The 20014-nt window shown below is 68.8% G+C and carries 1 protein-coding gene; it reads right to left on the bottom strand.

Going from position 1 to position 20014, the window contains the following annotated elements:
* Positions 1 to 76 precede the first annotated feature (76 nt).
* On the bottom strand, positions 77 to 19987 hold the full coding sequence (locus IU476_RS06455; RefSeq protein ID WP_195097753.1) for a helicase-like domain-containing protein: 19911 nt from the start codon (positions 19985 to 19987) through the stop codon (positions 77 to 79).
* Positions 19988 to 20014 lie beyond the last annotated feature (27 nt).

Here is a 20014-nt window from a genome sequence, read left to right as displayed (position 1 = left end):
CCCCCTCGGCGGCTTCGTCAGCAGCTATCGTGCCGCACGAGGTTCCCGCCGACAACCGGGCCGCCCCGGCTGGTTGTTACGGCCGGGGGTGGCGCGACGGCGCGGTGGTTGGGCGGTGCTGCATTTGGCGTCGCCGCGCGGCCGGGTCGAGTGGGGCGGGCGGGGCAGAAGTCGTGGGTCTGATCGGTTCCGCTGGCGTGTTCGCTGCCGCCGAGGGTTCGGTACCTCTGTCGTGCTCGGCTTCGCCAGTCGCACTGTTGCTTCCGGTCGGCCCGACCGTGCGGTGGTGGTGGGCGTGCGAGAGTGTGGCGACGTATTCGGTTGCCTTGGCATGTTGTTCCGCGCGGGTGGCCGCGATGTAGTTTTCCCTGCTTCCCAGGCCGGAGTCGGCGACGGTCGCTTTGGTCGGGTTCAGCGCCAGACTCCATCCCGGCGCGCGGCCGTGTCGCCGTTGTCGTTCGTCGTGCTCGGCGCGTGCGGCGATGGCCTCGGGAGAGTTCAGGGTTGCCTCGATGTCCAGGCGCAGCTGGCTCCGTTCGGCTTTGGCGGCGGTGAGTTCTTCGGCGTGTTCGAAGGGCTTGTCGACGACGCTGCGGGCGTAGTCGATATCGGCTTCGAGTGCCTGGATGGCGGCCTGGAGTTCGTGGACGCGGGTGGGCAGTTTCGCGTAGGCGTTGTTGATGCGCTGGGTGAGTCCGCGGGCGGTCGCCGCGTCGGCCGCCCGACGGTCGTCGGCGCTCACGGGGGCTTCGAGACTGGCGGGGTCCTTTTTCGCGGAGGGGAACAGCTCGTCGCGGGTCATGTACGTTCCGACTTGGAGGTCGCCGATCACCAGTTCCAAGGAGCCCAAGGAGTAGCCAGCGTTCACGGGGTGTCCGTCGATTTCGGCGATCTGCCGGGGTTCGGGTTGGGCGTTGCGGGCGTTGGCTTCCTTTTGCATGTCGAGGAATGCCGCGCGAGCTGCGGCGAGTAGCGCACGGTTGGCGCCGCCGCGGTCGCTGAGCCGCCGACCGTGGACGGCCAGGATCCCGGGATTGTCGGCCCACGCCGCGGCGGCGCGGACGTGTTGTGACACGAGCTGCAGGGCGGCTTGTTTCCGCGCGAGGTCGGTGGGCTTGTATTGCAGGTCGCGGTGGGCCCGGTGGTGGGTATCGGCGGCGGCGTCCTCGAGCCCTGTCAGTCTGATGATGTCTCGGTCGAGTTCGGCCAGACGCAGGAACCGTGGATCGCCGCTGGCCGCGGCTTTCGCGATGGCGGCGGCGTCGGCGATGTCGTCGCCGTTGGGGTCTTCCATTTCGTCGAATTCGATGTCGCCGGTGTGGAGTTGGTCGATGAAGATGGCCTTCTCCTCGACGGTGCTCCACATGATGGCATCGGTGGTGCCCTCGGTGACAAAACCTTTGATGAACACCGTCGGGTTTTGGTTGCCCTGCCGGATGATCCGGCCCTCGCGCTGCTTGAGATCAGCTGGCCGCCAAGGGATGTCGATGTGGTAGAGACCGACCGCGCGGGACTGGATGTTGAGTCCGGTGCCCATCTTCTCGGTACTGCCTAGCAGGACGGTGATACCGCCGTTGTTGCAGTCCTGTTCGAGCTGGAGTCGTTCGGAGGGCTTCTTCGCGTCGTGCGCGAATCGGATCTTCTCCGGCGGAATGCCTTCTGGCACTGAGTCGTTGCCGGCGATCAGGTACCTGCGCAGTGTGTGGTAGAACGATGCGTCTCCGGCGACGCCGTCGGGGGTGCCGCGGTCGCAGAATCCGATGAGCAGGCCGCCGGGCGCAGGGTGTTCGCTGCCGTCTTCGTCGCGGTAGCGATTGTGGCGGGTCGCGGCGTAGTCGGTGAGCATGTGGTCGGCGACGATGCGGGCACGGCTGTTGACCGGATCGGGAGCCAGCCCGACCAGTTGCGGGTCGAGGGCGGCGTTGCGGCCGTCGTTGAGCACCTTGAGCGGGTTGTCTTTCCAGGCTTCCGTGGGCTTGTAGTTCTCCATCCGCCAGTCGAGATCGGCGATGAAGTCGCGCACCTCCTGCGATGCGGGGGTGGCGATGATCGTGCGCTGCCCGCCCTCGATGGTGACGTCGACCGGCACCTGGTCGCGGGTGACGACGTCGGTGAACATCCTCGTGATGTCCAGCAGCCGCCGCAGGTTGGTGTATTTCGCGATCTTCTCCGCCGAGACCAGTCTGGTGCCGGTCGGGTTGGTGGTGATGACCGATTTGGTCGTCGTGAACACCGACCCCCACGCGCCGATGTCCTCGACACCGGCATGTTCGAGTAGGTCGGGCCGCAGATAGTTCTGCATCACCCATTCCTCCGCCATCGCGTTGGCGACGCGGGTGCCGGTGGCGAAAGTGGCGATGCGCATGTTGTCGATGTCGGGCGGCGCGCCGCGGGTGATCGCTTGGGCGGCAGCGCGTTCGAACAGCACCTGAATCTTCATGTACAGGTCCTCGGCCTTACCGGCGCCCTCCGGCATGTTGAGTTCACGCATGGCCGCGATGCGGGACTTGTTCTTGTAGTGATGCGCCTCATCGATGATCAGGTAGTCGCAGCCGGACTGCTCGAAGGTCAGACCGGTGTCTTTGTCTTCGGCGGCGAGCATCTTCGCCAGCCGCTTCTCGAGGCCCTTCTTCGACCGCATCAGGTCTTTCATCGAGGCGCGGTCGTCGTCGTCCTGAGCCTGCAGCAGGTGGTCCTCCAACTCGGCGAGTTGCTCTTTGACGTAAGCCTGCCGCCGCAGGGGATGGACAGGGATCTTCTCGAACGTTGACTGCGCGACGACGACGAGATCCCAGTCGCTGGTGGCGGTTTGGGCCACGGCCCGGCGGCGCTGCTCGGCCGTCAGCTTCGACGGGATGATCAGCAGGTTCGCGGCGGGAAACCACTTCTTGATCTCGAGCCCGATTGATTCGGGCAGGTGGTTCGGAACGACCAGCCAGGGTTGCGAGACCAGGCCGCTCTCGCGCAACTTCATCGCCCCCATCGAAAACGTGCCGGTCTTGCCCGCACCGACGACCATGTCGAGCAGGCGAGTCGGTTCGGCGACCATGCCCATCGCCGCGTCGCGCTGGTAGTCGTAAGGCGTTCGAGACAGCCCAGCGACCTGGAAGTAGCGGCCGTCGTGGCGGGGCCGCACGAAGGAGTTGAACCGCGTATTGAACTCGGCCACCAAGCGTTCGCGGCGGGCGTCGTCCGACCAGATCCAGCGCTGGAACTCCGTGCGCATGCGGTCGGCCTGGGCCTGGGCTTGGGCGGTGGCGGTCCAGTCGACGTAGCGAGAGCCGTTGTCTCCTTTGGTCTCCACGGCGATGTCGGCGCTGTTGCACACCCGCTCGAAAATCTCGAGCGGGCCCATCTCGTCGCCGACACCCCAGGACTTCGCTTTCGCGCTGGGGGCGTTTCTGCCGTTCGCGGTGAATCGCCAGCGGGGACCTTTGCGGGTGGCGGCGACGTTGAGGCCGAATGTCTCCTGCGCGAACTGCGCGTAGTCGCGCGAATCGATCCAGACCGCGCCGGCACGCACCCGGATCTGTGCTGCTTCTTGCCATGGCGGCAGCGCTTGCTGCAAGGCGGTCACGTTGGCGTCGAGGGCGGAGTTCTCGGTGGCGGCGGCGCGCGCGATCTCCAGCTTCTCGCGGACGTTGCCCGACAGGTACTTGTTGGCCGGGATGAGACGGTCGGGGTCGGCGGGGTCGGCGAAGACGTGTCGGCCGACAAGCTGTGTGCGGGCGGTGTCGACGTCGACGGCCAGCAGCTGCGCGATGTAGGGCAGGTCGACTCCCCGGCCGCGTGCCAGGCTGATCGACAGTGCGTCGCCCGGCTCGTCGACATAGGTGGGCAAGGCTGGGGCGGCGATGTCGCGGGTGAAGATCGCCGCCTTGCGGACGGCGCCGGTGGCGTCGGAGTAGTGCTCAAGGGCCAGCACCGCGGCCATCGTCGGGTCGCGCCCGATCGCGCCTTCGAGGTGCTGGCGTTTCTTGACCCGCGCCGTGGTCTGCCATGCCTCGGTGTCGAGTTGTTCGGCGACCTCGGGCGGCAACTCACCGGTGAACCGCTCGCCCTCATCGCCGCTGTACTCTTTGCGCCATTTCGTCTCGAGTTCACGGTAGCGGCGATCGTGCTGGGCCTGTGTGCGTTCTTTGCCGCCGTGCCAGGTGAACCGCGAGACCGGCCCGTACTGGCGTACGTAGGCGTCGTAGGCGGCGTTGAGGTTGGTGCGGGCCTGCTCACGCTCGGCCGGGCCGTGCGCGTCACCGCGCTGGGTCGCGATGACGTCGAAGGCGCGATCACGCAGATCCAGCAGCGCGCGGGTTTCCTTCGCGCGGGTGGCGAAGACCTTGACCGGTTCCCAGGTGCCGAACTCGGTGACCGCTTCGAATTGCCCGCTGTGGTAGCGCATCATCGCGATCGGGTTCTCGAACCGCGCCTCGGGCCGGTACACCAGCAGACCTGTTGTCGATAGCGGGGATTCGGTGACGTCGCGCGCGCGGGCGGTGAAGCCCAGCCGCTCCCGGCGCGCGGTGTCGACCAGTTCCGACAGTGCGGCGGTGACCTGGGCAGGGAGGGTGTCGAGGTCCGGGGAGGTCACGGTGAGGCTGCCATCGGCGTAGAGGCCGTGTCCGACGCCCAGCTCGCCGAGGACGCAGTCGCGACGTTTGGCGTACCAGGTGCTCAGCCGCAGTTTCTCCTTGACCTCCGTGGCTTCTTCGTCGTCGTTCGCGACGTCCGGCGTGTAGGTGAAGGTTCCGATGGAGGTGCCGCGGAACTGGAGGTTGCGGAGCGCGGTCGGCTGGGGCCGGTTCTCGACGGGGTCGATGCCGGGTTCGTGTTTGCGGAGCAGGAGAATGTCGGTGACGACCTGGGTTCCGGCGACGCGGTTGAACGCCTTGCCGGGCAGGCGCACGGCACCGAGGAAGTCGGCGCTCCGCAGGATTTCGTCGCGGGCGGCGGCGTTGGTCGAGTCCATCGTCCACGCCGAGGTGATGACCGCGACATAGCCGCCGGGCGCGGTGAGCGCGAGGCTTTTCAGGATGAAGTGGTTGTGGATGCTGTGGCCGGCCTGGTTGTAGGCCGGATCGTGCAGGACGTATTTGCCGAAGGGCACGTTGCCGACCGTCGCGACGAACGAATTGTCCGGTAGCCGTGTGGTCTCGAATCCCTCCAGCCGGATCAAGGCGTCGGGGTAGAGATGGTGGGCGATGTGCGCGCTGCCCGAGTCCACCTCCACGCCCACCATCTGCGCGGTGGGCGGCGCCAGCCCGATGAAGGTGCCCACCCCGCATCCTGGTTCGAGCACGGGGCCGCCACGGAATCCGGCCCGTTCCAGCGCGGTGAAGATCGCGCTGGCGATGGCCGGGTCGGTGTAGTGGGCGTTGAGCACCGACCCCTGAGCGGTGTCGTACTCGTCCGGGGTCAGCAGGTTGCGCAGCCGTTCACGGTCGGGTTTCCATTTCGGGAGTCGTTTGTCGAAGATCTCTTGGACCGCACCCCATCCCGACCAGGCCAGCAGGATTTGCCGCTCCTCGGGTGTCGGTGTCCGCTGCTCGGCCTCGAGCCGGTCGACGAGTTCGAGAGCGGCGAGATTCGCCTGCGCGCGTGCACGTTTGCCGCTGGGAACCGTGATCGGGCCTGGGTGCCGCTCGCTGGCGGTGACGGCGGGCAGCGGCATGTCGGCGCGGTCATCGTCCGCCGGTGTGATCTTGGAACTGTCCGGGGCAGAGGGAATCGGGTCAGAGGGTTCGGCGGCCTGTTCATCCGCTGGGCGGGGTTTCGCCGCGGAGCCGGGCACGGCAGGATCGTCCAGGGCGATTCCAGCATTCGCCGCGCGGCGTCGGATGGCCGCCCTGATGTCGTCGTGGGTGACGCCTTTGCCGTTGCGGTAGAGCGGTTCGGCGAGGTCGGCGTGGTCGATCTTGCGGAGGGCTTCGCCGAATCTGCCGGAGCCCAGCAGTTGCCGGGCTTCCAAGCGCAGCTGACCGGCTTCGTCTCGCCGGGCTTTGCGTCGCGCCTCGACCGCGTCGTCACCGCAAAGCAGAACCTCGCCACGATGGGCGGCAATGTGGCTGGCGATCATGTCGGTGACCGTTGTGCGTCCGCGAGCGGAGACGAGTGGTTCCAGGTCGCGGGAGTCGGCGAGCTGAGCGATCGTCTTTTCCTCGCCGAACCCGGACGGCTCCAGCTGCCGGTAGAGTTCGCTGGCCTGGTCTTCGATCACGCACCGCAGCAGTGCGATTTGTGCCGCGGTGAAGTCGGTAGTAGCGGCGACTGTTTCGCCGCGCTGCGGCGAAACCCCCGGATGGCCACGGTCGTGGCCCTGGTCAATGCCCGTTCGTGATGTCGCCGGAGTCGGGGAGACGCCAGGGCCGGTCACGACTTGGCCCTCGGGGACGCGGACCCGGCCGCCGTCCGGCTTCTCTGCCCACACCAGGTCGTCTCGGCGGGGCCACTGCGTGAGGGGGACACCGTGCTCGTCCTGTGCGACTTTCGGCAGCCTGCCGGTGAGCGCGGGGTCGTGTGCGCCGGAGGCGTCGAAGATCAACAGCGGCTCGGCCGGACCGGTCTCGGCCGGGTGGTCGTGATCGTGTGCGGCCTCGGTGCGGCCGCGGTCCACTGCGAGTTCGATCTCGGTGCGCCCGCCGGCCATGTCGAGGCGGTCCCCGACGAAAGGTGCGGCCCAGTCGATGGGGTGATCGTGCTCGTCGCGGGCGGCGTCGAGTTCGGTGGCGAACCGCAGCGCGTCGGGTTTGGCGTCGTGCCCGGCCTGATGGGTCATGATCGTGCCGGAACCGATGTGGTACACGTGCCATTTGCGGTGGCCTTCGCGGGTGACCAGAAAGTGCCCGCCGGGCGAAAGTTCCGACAAGCGGGCGAATTCCATGCCCGGGCGCGCCGAGTAGGTGTCGATCCGGACTTGCGCCCGTTCCCTCGGTCCGGCTCCGTGCACCGCTACCTCGTTGTGCACGCGCGGCGGATTCTTCCACCGCGGATCCAGGACTCCGGCCTCCAGGTGCGCGCGTGCCGCCGCGACAGTCGCGAACCGGCGCGGCGGCGTGCGAGCGCCTGGTGATGCGTCCGCGTCCGGATTGGGTACCAGTGCCTCCGGAGTCTCCCGCGACACCACCGCAACGTTCTGGGCTGCCCCGCCGTCCGTCCGCCGCTCAGCGAGCGGACGACCCGGCGGCGGGGTGCGAGCGGGTGTGGTGGGGGCGTGAAGGTGGGCGCGCAGAGTCCGGAGGATGTCGGCGGGCGAGTCCGCCTGGACAAGCCCGAATCCGGTGGCGTCGGCGTCGCGGATCGTCCACGAAGTGGTGGTGGCGTCGGGTTCGTGCAGGTGGAATGTGCGGCCACCGATCCGTAGGGACAGCAGAAGGGCACCCGTGTCGCCGATGTCATCCAAGTGCAGGTGCTCGCCGTCGGACAAGGCCATGGTGGTGCGCAGGTCGGCGGTGCGGTGCAGGCCGGGATGGACTGTTTCCCAGGCGTATTCGGCGGTGCGGTGGGCGAGGTCGTGGCGGATGTGGGACAGGATTGTGTGGGCATCGCGGAATTTCAGCCGTGCGATGGTGTCGGTGCCAGTGCCCGCTGGTGACGGGGTGTCGATGCGCAGGTCGGTACCGGCACGGATGGTGTAGCGGCGGTGTGCGGCGGTGACGTCGACTTCGACGTCGGAGCGGACGTCGGGGCGGCGGATGTCGCCGATCTGCTCGAGGCCGGGCACGAGCGCAGAGACCAGGGTGTTCCAAGCGGTGGCGACGGCCCGCACCGTCGCCGGTTTCGTCGCAGGATCCAGCGGGGCATGCCAGGTGCGCCACGTCGAGACGAGGGTGTCGAATCGTTCGTAGTCGCGCTGTTCGATGGAGCTGAGCGGCGCCGCGCGCCATGTCATCGGCACCGCGGGCAGCGAGATCGTATCGAGGGCCGGTTTCGTGGCCGGATCGACGGTGGCGGTCGCGAACCGGGGCGGAAGCTCAGCGGCGTCGCTCGCCAGCCATCGGCCGCGCAGTTGGTACAGATCGCCTGCGCGGGTGGGGGTTTCACTCAGCACGAGGATCGCGCCCGCGCCGCCGGGAAGGCGCGGGACGGCGTCGCCGGGCCGGAGGTCTGCGACGGCTCGCTGGGTTTCCCAGTGGTCGGGGACGACCGCGGCGAGTTGGTCGAGACGGGCGAGCGCCTGTCCTAGTTCCGGGGTGCCGGCCACGGTGTCGTCGGTGCCGTGGAGCGCGGTGTGCAGCACGTCGTGGCGGGTTCGGCGGGCCAGGTCTCTCAGTTCGCGTTGCGCGGTTTCTCGGAAGGTTTGCTGTTGCAGCACAGCGAAGATCGATCGCCCTGCCTCGTACCGGGAGGCGATCTCGGTGGACCGGTTGAGCACGGCGACGCGATCGGGGGAGAGACCCGGGGTGATCCAGTGTCGGCTCAGTTCCGCCCACCGGATGACGACGTTGCGCGGGGTGCGGTGTTCTTTCGGGGATGCCAGATCGCGGTCGTCGATCTCGAGTCCGTGGCGGGCGATTTTGATGCCGCGTCCGGCACTGTCGATGCCGTGGGTCTGCGCCGCGAACTGTTTGAGATCGTCGGGGTCGGTGCTGGTCAGTGCCTGCACCAGCTGCGAGAACACGCGGGTGGGAAGGCGTTCGATCATCTCGGCCACGTCGTCGCCGGTGAACGGTGCCGCGATGCGGTCCGTCACGCCGGCGGTGCGACGGCGTTCTGTCGGTGTGGCGTCGCGGCCGGTGGGGGCGGGCAGCGGAAGGTCCGGCAGCGCGAGGATGGCTACCGAGCTGGTCAGGCGTGTGTCGATGGTCCGGGCGTGCGGCTCGGCGGCGACGGTGCCCATGTCGCGGTGTAGTTCCAGCCCGTGCAGTTCGGCGGTGGTGTCGGTGTAGCGCGGGGGCTGCTGGACGACGAAGATTCGGTCGTCGGTCAGGCTGCCGAGGGCGTCGCCGGGCTGTACGGCGTGGACGGATTTCACTGATTCCCACTGGTCCGGGACGAGCGAGGCGAGCTGGTCCAACCGGGTGATCATCTGAGCCAAGTCGGACGGTGCGGTGGGGTCGGCGTCCGGGTGCTGTGCGGAGGTGAGGATGTCGCTGCGGACACGGTCGGCCATCTCGTCCAGCTCGCTGGTCGCTTGGTCCCAGGTGGCGCGTCGGTCGAGTAGTTCGAATGCCTCGAGGCCCGTGCCGTAGTGGAGGCGCTGGTCCACGCTGCGTCGCAGGATGTCGCGGCGCTGATCGGTGAGGCCGGGGCGAATCCAGTGATCGGCTAGGTCCCGCCAGGCGATCGTGGTTTCCCGCCGCACTGGGCGCTCGTCGTGAGTGACGTCGCGGACTTGCAGCGTGAGACCCTTCTTCGTCACTTCGACGGCGACACCGTGCTGCGCGAGTCGGGGCCGGGAAGCGGTGAGGTCGTCGAGGGTGGCGGGGTCGCTGCTGGTGAGCGCGTCCACCAGCCGGGCGAACCAGATGGTGGACAGTTGTTGGATCTGGTCGATCACGTCGTCGGGAGTGAAGGGTGCGGCGATCGCGGCCGCGGCCCGCATGTAGGTGACGTGGCCGCTGCTGCGACGGACGGGAGTGAGGGTGGTGGTGGACCACTCCGACAGCGGTACATCGGGCATGGAGTCGGGGACATGGGGAAGGTGGGCGCGGCGATCGGTGGCGACGGGCGGCAGCGGCGTGCCACCGGGATCGATCAGTGCCGGGTCGATGCCGCCGTCGGCGGTGATATCGAACATCCCCAGCTGCCCGGGGCTTTCCTTGCGGCGTGAACTTCGTGGTTTCCGGGCCGTCCGCGCGCCTTGACCTCCAGACGGTTTCGTCGGGCGTCGCGCGAGGCCGGCGGACAGTTCCGTGGGCGGCCGGTCGGTGCGCGGTGGTGTCGTGTCGGAGCGTGGCTGGGGCGCAGTGGCCTGTGTGCCGGGGTGCGCACTGTCCGGGGCGGCCGGGTCGGTGCGCTCGGCGGGCCTGCCCGTCGCGGGGGCCGGGGTGTGCTCGGTGTGAGGTTCGGCCAGGGCATTGAGGGTCTGGCCGGCGAGGTCGGGGCGTAGTGTCGCGGTGCCGTCGGATCCGATGTGCGCGAACCGGATCGGAGGTTCGCGGCCTGGAGGCTGGGGTGGCGTGGCGCGGTCCGGGCGAGTGGTCGCGGTACCTGTCGGCTCGGCGGTGGCCCCAGTCGGTGGTGCCGTGCTGGGCTGCGATGAGTCGGATCGCATGTCGAGCCGCTCGGGCCCGGCGGGTGGTGAGCCCGTCGCGGCGGCGATTTCGTTGATGCCGAGTACTGCGGTGGTGAGGCGATCGAGTTCGCTGTCGCTCAGCGTTTCGTGGTTCGCGAGGCGGGCTCGCAGACGGGGGTCGAGCGTGCGCCGGAATTTCTTGAGCGCTGCGGGGGTGACGGTTGCCGCTGCGGCCGAGGCCGGTGCCGTGTCGCTCGACGGCTCGAGCCGGACTCCCTGTCGGTCCACGCAGTAGGTCGGGCAGGCGCGCCACGCGGGCCGGTGGGTGAAGACCTCCTCGCGCAGGGTGTGGCTGTGGTGGAGGGCGAAGGTGATCTTGCTGATGTACCAGTCGGAGTCGGTTCCCAGCGCTCGCGCCAGATGCCATGGGCCGAACGCGCCGAACAGCAGCAGCCGCTGATCCGCCGACAACACCTCGACGTCGCGGGTGCGGCGTCGGGTGCCGCCGACGCTGCCGGTGAGGGTGAGGTAGCGACGGAGGGCCGGCACCACGTCGCCTGCGAGCAGGACGCCGAAGGCTTGTGCGCTGGCGGGGTTTTCGCGTGCCGGGTCGCTCGTGTCGGCGACATCCCAGCCGTAGTCGCCGTCGGTGGGCAGGGGCGGGCAGACGGTGAAGGTGCGTCCACCGGCTGTCACGGCCAGCGCGGGGCGTCTGTCGGATCGGCGGTCGGCCGCCCCGGCGTAACGCTCGTCGGCGGTCAGGCCGAACAATGCCGTCGGGTCGGCGATCTGTGCGGAGTCGATGCCCAGCACCGTGCGAAGCAGACCGGGACGCTCACCGGGTGTGGCGGTGGAGATCCTGCGGCGCCACGCCGGAGGTATCGCGTGGGCGAAGCGTTCGACGTCGTCGCGACTGATCTGCGGATAGTCGGTACCGCCCTGAGAGTGGCGGTGGAAGATATCTCCCGCAGCCACCCGCAGCTGTCCGACCCATGCGGGGCGATGGATCTGCACCTTGCTGGGGACGTCGCGGGTGGGATCGTCGGGTCCGAGAGTGCTGTGGAACAGTGCTTGAATTCCCGGGCCGGGCTCGGTGAGCAGGGCGGCGAGCCTGCGATCCGCGACCGCATACAGCAGCAGCCGCTGGTCCGTATCGAGCAGTGCGTGCGCCTGCGCGAGTTCCGTTGCGCTGTCGCTGGTCTCTGTGCCATCGGATGCGTGCGCCGCATCGGCAGGAGCGGTTGCGGTGGCGGCGACGATGTTGCGGGCGATGTCGAGGCGCAGGCCGCTGGTGCGCGGGGTGGAGATGCCGTCGCTGCTGAGTTTGCTGCCGCGCGATTGCGCCGCGTCGTACACCGGCCCGTTGTCGGTGAGGTTCCAGACCAGGCGCAGGTGGTAGCGGGTGCCGTCGGATTGGACGTGGCGCAGCACCCGTGACCGCGCCTGCGGGGAGGTGTGCGGCGGTTCGACGTGCCAGCCGTTGCGCACCGCCGCCGCGATCAGATCCGGATCCTCGGGTGACTCGTTCTCGTTCGAGGTCGGTCGGGGTGGCGGGGCGGCGGGGAAGTGGTCGTCGAGAATCGTGTGCAGCTGCGGGGTGTGGTCGTTGCGTGGATCGTGGGTTGCTAGGGCGCGCAGCAGGATTCGTGCGCGGTCGGTGTCGGCTGCGGCGATGGCGGCTTCGGTGGCGGGCACGAGCGCCTCGCGGGCGGACTTGCGGGCGTCGGCCTGTGGCTTCGTGCAGTGGAGTACCTCGTCGGGGCGGGTGGCGATGTCGGCTGCCACGGCCGCCCATATCGGCCCGGAGCGGTCACCGGCAGCGACGTCGCGCAGGTAGGTCTCGGTGGTGTAGCGGACGTGATCGAACGGGAACGTGTACGCGAAATCGTCTACCGCGCATCGGATTCGGGCTTGCTCGTCGTCGGTGAGGCTGGTCCTCAGCCACGCCCTGTCGAGGATCGCCGCGCACAGCTGGTCGCGGGCAACGGTGTTCGCGCGCAGCGCGTTCGCCACCCGGTGCGCGTCGCTGGATTGGGAGGATTGGCTGTCGCTGCGGTCGATGATGCGCGCCAGTGTTTGGGTGATCTGCGCGGCGATCCGCGGGCTCTGGGTGTCGCGGTAGTGGCGATATTCGCCGGTGCTGTCGCTTCTGGGTGTGGCGATGCTGGGTAGGACGGTGGCGACGATCTCGTCGAGGACCGGGCCGGAGTCCGCGGGCACGCTGGCCGAGCGGCGTTGCAGCACGTCACCGAGTGTGCCGCTGCCGCTGGGGCCGGTGGCTGAGTTGTCGTCATCGAGTTCCCAGCGGTCGCCGTCGCGGCGCCAGCACCACTGTCGTTCGTCGGTGCGGCCCTCGACGAACCCACGGGCCCGGAGCCGATAGGCGACGTGGCCGGACAGGGTGAGGAAGCTGCCGCGGATTTCCCACCGGTTCCGGGTTGCCAGTTCGATGAGTGCCCACGCGTCCGGCAGGTCTGCGGGTGCAAGTGGGATTTCCGGGTCGATCAGCCGCTGCCACACCGCCTCGTACCGGTAGTTTCCCTCCGTGTTCGGTGACGAGTGCTCTTGGTGGCGCGCGGGGATCCCGGGTTGGCTGGCCGCTGGCTGCTCGGTGTCGCGCTGCACCTCTGGCGGATCGTGCGGCAGTGGCGGGTGGTCGGTGTGCTCATCACCAGCGGACGACGGAGCCATCGAATCCGGCTGCGGTGACCCGAGTTCGGTGCGGGTGTCGGACGTGTCGTCGGAGGTGCTGGCGAGAGGCGGCGGCGAAGGCACGGGGGCGTGGTGGTCGGGCGTGGCTCCGAGGGTGGTGTGGGCGGGGACTTCCCTAGTGGGAGCGGGTTTTTCGGCGGTGGTGTGGTCGAAGACGTACGCCAAGCCGCCGGGGTCGAGTGTGCGTCGGGCGCGGGTGACGGCGACGTAGGCCAGGCACAGTTCCTCGTGGGAGGGCATGATCAACTCGCCGGATTGCGGGTCGGTGACCGGGCCTTTGAAGTCGTCGCCCACACGGACTGAGTCCCATTCGAGGCCTTTGGCCTTGTGCGCGGTGGAGATGATCACGTCGGGGGTGGGTCCGCCGGCGAGTTCGTGTGCGCGGGCGAGTTTGGCTTGGCGTTCGGCGGGGGTGCCGAAGGCGATCCATGCCCGTGCTGGGCGGCCTGCGTATTTCCCCTTCGTGATCGTCTGCCCATCTGGCAGCGGTTCGAGTTCGAATCCGGCGCGGGCGAGGATGTGACGGTAGTCGTAGGCTTTCCGGCCTGCGACGAGCCCGTAGTCGGCGTCGCGGAAGGTCAGGCCGGGCATCGATCCCGCGCCGAGTTCGTGGATCTGCTGGACCAGTTCGCCGAGGGTGTCGAGGCCGTTCTGGTCCACGATGCGCACCAGCATCGACAGTTTCGGGTCGTCGCCGCGCTCGGCGTCGGCTACGACCTCGTCCCAGGTGCGGTAAGGGGCGAGTTCGTCGAGGACACGGCTGGGGTGGGGGCCGTGGCCTTGCAGGTAGCGAGTGGTGTCGACCAGGGACGTCAGGTCGCCCTTGGTGCCTTTGGGCACACCGACGACCCGGTCCGCGTCGAGCTGGCGCGCGATCTCGGTAATCGCTCCGCTGTTGGACCGCACCAGAATCGCCTCCGGAGACGCCATCGACCCGGGCGACACGATCTCCGAAGCCGGGCCACCGCCCTGGATACGCATGTCGGTGTCCAGCAGTTGCAGGAACCGGTTCCCGATCTCGGCGATGCCGGACCCGAACCGCCACGAGACCGTCAGCGGCAGCCGGTGTTCGGCGTCGAGTTCCGCGAGTGCGTTGACCGCGCCGGTGAATCCGTAGATCGCCTGGTTCTCATCGCCCACGATGACCGTCTGCACACCGGTCTGGTCGCCGACGACCTTCCGCAACACCGGCGGTGTGTCCTGGGCTTCGTCGAGAAACACGATGGTGGCGGGTCGCTTGAGCCCGGATCCGGGACGGGTGAAGTCCGGGCGCGACAACGCCCACATTTTGCGGATGTGGTCGTGGGTGAGCTTCAACTGGCCGGTTTCGGCGACCAGATCGGTCCAGGCGGCGCGGGCGACGGTGAGCAGGCGTTGCTTACTGGAGGCCGGGAGCTGCCGCAGGCGCTCGGGCAGGTGCTGGGCACCGATGTCGTCGTCGGCGCTGTTCGCGTAGGCGGCAACGGTGCGCATGGCGGCGACGGCCTGCTCCGCCGGGCTGAGGGGCGGCTCCGGGCCGGCCGTCAGGGCCTGGCGCAGGCCCAGATGCCGGGCCATGGCGTCGGGTTTCCGCAGCGCGGTGTTGCTGTCGAGGCGGTTCTGCCGCTTCTTTCCGCCCCACACCACCGCGATACTGTGACCGGTACGCGCTTCGACGTTGGCCGGCATCGCGGCCGCGGCTTCCAGTTGCACTGTCTTGTTGAACGCGATGTACACGATCTTGGCGTTCGGGTCGGCGCGGCCGATCCGCCGCGCGCATCCCTTGAGGGTGCTGGTCTTGCCCGCTCCGGCACCGGCCTGGATCTTCACGCTCGACCCGGCCAGCACCGCGTCGTACACCGCCTGCTGCTGCGGCGACGGCGGATAACTCTCGCCTTCCAGCATCGCCGCCGAGGAGGCCGCAGGCGTTGGGCCCGGTGCGGCCGGGGCCGGTGGTGCGGTCCCGGAATCCACTTCCGGTTCGGGCCGGGTGTCGGTGGGCTGTTCGGTGAATAGCAGCGGACCGGATTCCCCGGCGGCGTCGACGGCTGGGCCGGAGCCGGAATCGTTGTCGCCGTGGGGTTCCGGGCGCTGTTCGTCGTGGATGTCGGGGTCGGCGGCGTCGGTTCCGAGTTGGAGTTGCGTGCCGGAGGCGGGCGTGCCGGAGTCACGGCTGCGGGCTGACGGCGACGTGTTGCGGGCCAGGTGTTTCCGGATCGCGGGCACGATCTGTTCGTGGCGTTCGACGGTGGCGATCTTCTTGCCCGCGCTCCACCGGGTCCAGTTCCATGATTCGGGGGGATGCGAACCGTCGTGCTGCGCGATCCACACGCCGATGTTCTTGCGGTTGTAGATCGGGCTGGGGAGCCGGAAGATGAACCGGACTCCGTTCACCTCGATGTCGTAGTCGCCGTCGAAACGGCCGATGTAACCGAGGTAGCGATCGTCCGGCCCGGTCAGACCGAGAGTGAGTTCGACTTTGGACTTCTTCGGCACCTCTTCGCTGGGGTCATCGCCTGAGCCAGCCTCGATGTCGCGGCGCGACGCGGGGGCGGGTCCGGTTGTGCGGGAGGATGGTTCGATTTCCTGGTCGGGTTCGTCAGCCGCTTCGCGCTCGTGCGGTGAGGTTCGAGCTGCATGGCGGGCACGGGCTTCGGCCAGTGCGGCGGTGAAACTGGTTTCGCGGATGGGGTACCGCCCGGTGCGGTCGACCCATACGAAGCCGCCGCGGCGTTCACTGATCTCGCGGTCTTGGAGCTCCGATGCGATCTCGGCGTGGTCGCCGTGCGGGTCGCCGACGATCACCGTGCCGTCCCAGGTGGGATGCAGGTCCCCGGCAGGCATGTCGGCGGGGGTCGTGGTGAGGTAGTGGTCGAACAGGTCGTGCAGGACCGATTCGAGTAGGTCCGCGCCGAGGAAGGCGGTCGGGTCGATGCCGGTGGCGGTGAGATCGTCGACGGCTGCAGGATGGTGTGCTGTCAGCTGGTCGAGGACGTCGGCGATCGCGGCGAAATGCAGTGGGCTGCGGGTCGAGGTCGCCGCGGCTCCGCGGCGGAAGGTGTTGCCGAGCAGATCGGCCGACCGGGCGATCGCGTGCACCATCTCGTGGTCGCGCAGTGCCGGCCCGGCAAGGTCGGCCAGCGCGCGACGCGCGGCGGCCACGCGAGCGTGAACGGTGCCGGCGGCCGGTGGGACGAGATCGGGGCGTCCGGCGCGCCGGTAGGCCTCGGCGACGGCGGCCCGGTGGTCGGAGCCCCAGTTGTCGGAGTAGTCGATGTGCTGGTCGGTTTCGACGACCCGCCACGTGCTGCCGGTTGGCATGACCGAGATGTTGCTGCCGTTGAGGATTCGCCACCGGTCGTGGGTCGGTTCCCAGAGCGGGTGGTGTTCGGGGGTGCTGTGGCGGGGGTAGAGCCGGGTGACGGCGGCGGTGATCCAGTCGCGCACATAGTCATCGGTGACATCGTCGCGTAGCGGTGGTGGGCGCTGGGCGGCCTGGTCGAGGGCGAGGTCGATCGCCTCGTCGAGCAGCCGGGGATGGGCACGTGGCAGGTTGTGCTCGGTGCGCAGCGCTACCAGAGGGTCCGCGAGGAGGTCGGCGACGGTCGCGTCGCGCCAGGCGCGCAGATCATCGTCGGTGCGGAACGGGTGGGGCGGCCACGGCGGGGTGTAGGCGTCCGGCACGGCCGCGGTGCCGCTTGCGGTGGTGTCGCGGGCGGCTCTGATCCGGTCGCGCCGGGCGCGGTAGGCGGACGGTTCGTAGTCGGGTTGGTTCCCGATGATTTCGCAGTTCGCGAGCTGCGCTTGATGCAGCGCGGCGAGGGCGTCGTCGTAGGCTCCGGCGTCGCTGAGGGCTTCGGCATGGGCGATCAGCTGATCGGCTCGCGCGCGCCGCGCCTCGGCGCGCTTGGTCAGCCGCGGCCACCGGGTCGTCGGGTAGCTCGGATTCGCGGCGAGCAGTTCGGTGGCGATGGCGTGGACCTGCCGAAACCCATAGGTGTGGGCGAGGGGATCGAGGTAGGTGGACACGACGGACGCGGCGATGTCGGAGGGATCGAAGACACCGCCGTAGCAGTTGTGGGACCAGTCCTGCAGGGTGCAGTGAATCAAGGCCCGGTCGACGTCGGGCACGCCTAACTGGGGCACCAGCCTCTGGTCGCCGTCACGTTGGTCGTAGGTGGAACTTGACGCGGTGTTGTCGGTCCACGTCGGTAGAGCGGTGACCGTGCCGTGCGCCGCCCTGGTTTCAGGGCTGGGCGCGGCACGCTCGATGTCGGAGTCGCCGGTGGGGGCGGGCTCTGCGGAGGCGTCGTTGTCACTGGTGGTGTGGTTATCGCCGATCGGAATCTGTTCGGCGACAGTTCCCTTGATGTCGGATTGTGTCGGCGCGCCGTCGTGCGGGGCGGCAGGGGCCGGATCGGTGATGGCGGTTGTGGGGGGCTGGGTGGCCGGTTCGTCGATCGCGGTGGGCGGGGCTGGTCGTTCGGGGGACGTCCGTGGCGGGGTGTCGGCCACAGGATCGACGTCGCCGTGTTTTGCTGTTGTGTCGCGCGTAATCGACTGCGCTGCGGCAGGTTTCGATTCCGAGAGGAGATTCCGTGCCTGGGTGATCGCGTCGGACAACGTCGATGCGTCTGCGATGGCGTCGACGTCTGGATCGTGCGCGATCGCCCAGAGATCGTCGGCGGCGGTGACGGCGAGGTGGTGACCGTCGGGATCGCCGACGATGATCGTGGAGTCGCCGGCACTGGCGACGTGGATATCGCCGCCCAGGGTTTGCGGCTCGAATAAGGATCCGTCCGTGTCGGTGGTGTGGTCGCGGTCGCTGCGGCGCAGTTCGAGAAGAAGGTCGGCGGCGAGATCTGTGCGCACGACTTCGACGGGGTCGAGCCCTCGGGTGTCGACTTCGGCGAGGAGTACGGGTTCAGCCGTGCCGATGGCGTGGAGTACCGCGCGGATGGCTTCGGTGGTGAGTGCTGAATGAACTGCCGACAGATCCACGATGTCGGGAGTGGACAGGGCGTTGAGGGCCGGAGACCGGACGGCGGCATGGAGTAGCTCATGACCGGCCAGATCGCGGCGTGCCCTGTCGGTCAGGGCCGTACGCAGGACGTGGATGCGCGCGTGCACGGCGAGGTGGTCGGGCCTGATCAATGACCGGTGCCCTGCGAGAGTCAAGGCCTGGGCGAGCGCGGCGCGGTGGTCGACCCCCCAACAGTCCCGGTGGCCGTTCTCGGTGCGTACGTACCAGCGGCCGCGGATCTGCTCTACGGCGACCGTTGTGGTTCCCGGGTGCCAGCGGTGTTCGTTCTCGGTCCACAGCGGGTCGCGGTCCGCGGCACCCAGTGCGGGGAGCACCTCCCAGTAGAGTTCGGCTCTCACCCGCGCCAGCACCGCGGGATCGTCGAGGTTGACCGGGATGTCCGGGCGTTGCTGGGGTAGTTCGGTCAGGATCGTCGCGACGACCGCGCCGAGTTCGCCGGCGCGGTGCTCGTCGTATCCCCACCCGAGGGCCGTCGAGGTCAGCGGGTCACCGCGGAATTGCTCTGCGGCCCAACGGCGGAACTGGTGCAGGTCGCGGTCGGTCGCGAACGGATGTGGCCAGTCGCGGCGGGCGTGGGTGCTCGCGTGGTCGGCGATGTCGGCGGCCAGCCGTTCGAGCCACCGGTCGTGGGAAACGGTGTAGCAGTAAACGTATCGGGCGTCGCGGATGGCAAGCGCGGCCGTCGGATTCGTGTCGGCGGCGCGGTCGAGCGCGGCACTGACGATGTCGGTGAATTCCGGTGTGAGAGCGAGGAGTTCGGGCGTGCGGCCGAGCCTGCGGACGGCCTCGACGATGGCTGGGTCGCGCGCGACGGTGTCGCGGACCGCGTACCAGGCCGGGGCGGTGACCTCGTAACTGGCGGCGTACCAGCCGTCACGGTAGGAGTTTTCGATCCACTCGACGGTGCGGTGGTGTCGGCGACGACGGTGCAGGGCGAGGGCGGTGTCGCGGTGGTCGCGGGGGTTGGGCGTCCTGTGCCGGTGGGTGGGATCGAACATGGCGCGTCCGGCCGCGACCCATTCGTTGAGGGTGCCGTCGGCAATCGGCCGGGGCACCGGGGGCTCGTGTCCGGTCGGTGGGGCGTTGGGTTCGTTGCCGCTGTCCACTAGGTCGATGTCGAGGTGGTCGCGGGCTTGGGGAAGGTTGTGGATGAGGTTGAACGCGTTGGTGAAGGCGGGCAGTTTCGCGTCCACGACGACGAGCATCGCGTCGTGGTCGATGTCGATCTGCGCGGCGAGCCGCGATTGGCGCTGCGCCGGCAGCCGATGCTCGACGCGGTAGCCGAGGTCCTGGTAAGCGACCACGGCTTGCTGAATCCACCACTCGTTCAGGGAACGCCGCGACCGGCTCGTGGCAGAGTGCGTGCGGCCGGTGCGGGGATCGGTCGCCAACAGGTCCGTAAACCTCAGCCAGGCATTCCGGTCGTGACCACCGGCCTTCTCCGCCTCGGCCCGTGCCACCCGCGCCTCGGCCACCACCGCCTCGAACGCCGCGCTGCCGGACCGAACCTGCCGGTAGCTGCGTGGTGTCACCGGCGACGGTGCTGCGATGCCCTTATCGGTGCCGCCAAGGCTGGGAGCCACGGCGGCCGGAGTCGGTTCGCCGGAGACTCGGTCGGTGGTTGTGGAGTCCGTGCCCGACGAGGGCGCACCGGTGGCCAGGGTTGTGCGGAACCAATGTGGCCCGAGTGTCGGGCCGGTGTGGGTGAGGCGGGCTCCGGTGTCGATGCGTTCGAACACGATCCGGGGAATCGCCGCGTCTCGGTAAGCATGGATCGTCGAGGTTTCGGCGACCTGGACGATTTCCGGCTCTTGGTGGACCTCGGGGCGGCGGATCAGGATGTCACCGACCGCCAGCTGATCCGCTGCGATGACCGGCGAATCGGCGGCGGCCAAGGCCTGCTCCTCGACAGCTGTCAGCCGACGCCACGTCGACGGCATTGCGCCCCAGGAATATTCACGTCGTGAACCGGTGGCCAGTTCCTCGACGACTAGCGGCGCCTGCGGGGCGGTGGTATCGGTCGGAGCCTCGAGCACGCGCACGAGGACCGGATAGCGCCGCGCAGTATCGGTGAGCAGCAACAGCTCACCAGGACCGACATCGGTCAG

Origin of the sequence: Nocardia blacklockiae, assembly GCF_015477355.1 — a bacterium.
Taxonomy (GTDB): domain Bacteria; phylum Actinomycetota; class Actinomycetes; order Mycobacteriales; family Mycobacteriaceae; genus Nocardia; species Nocardia blacklockiae.
This window is presented reverse-complemented; position numbering and strand designations above follow the sequence as displayed.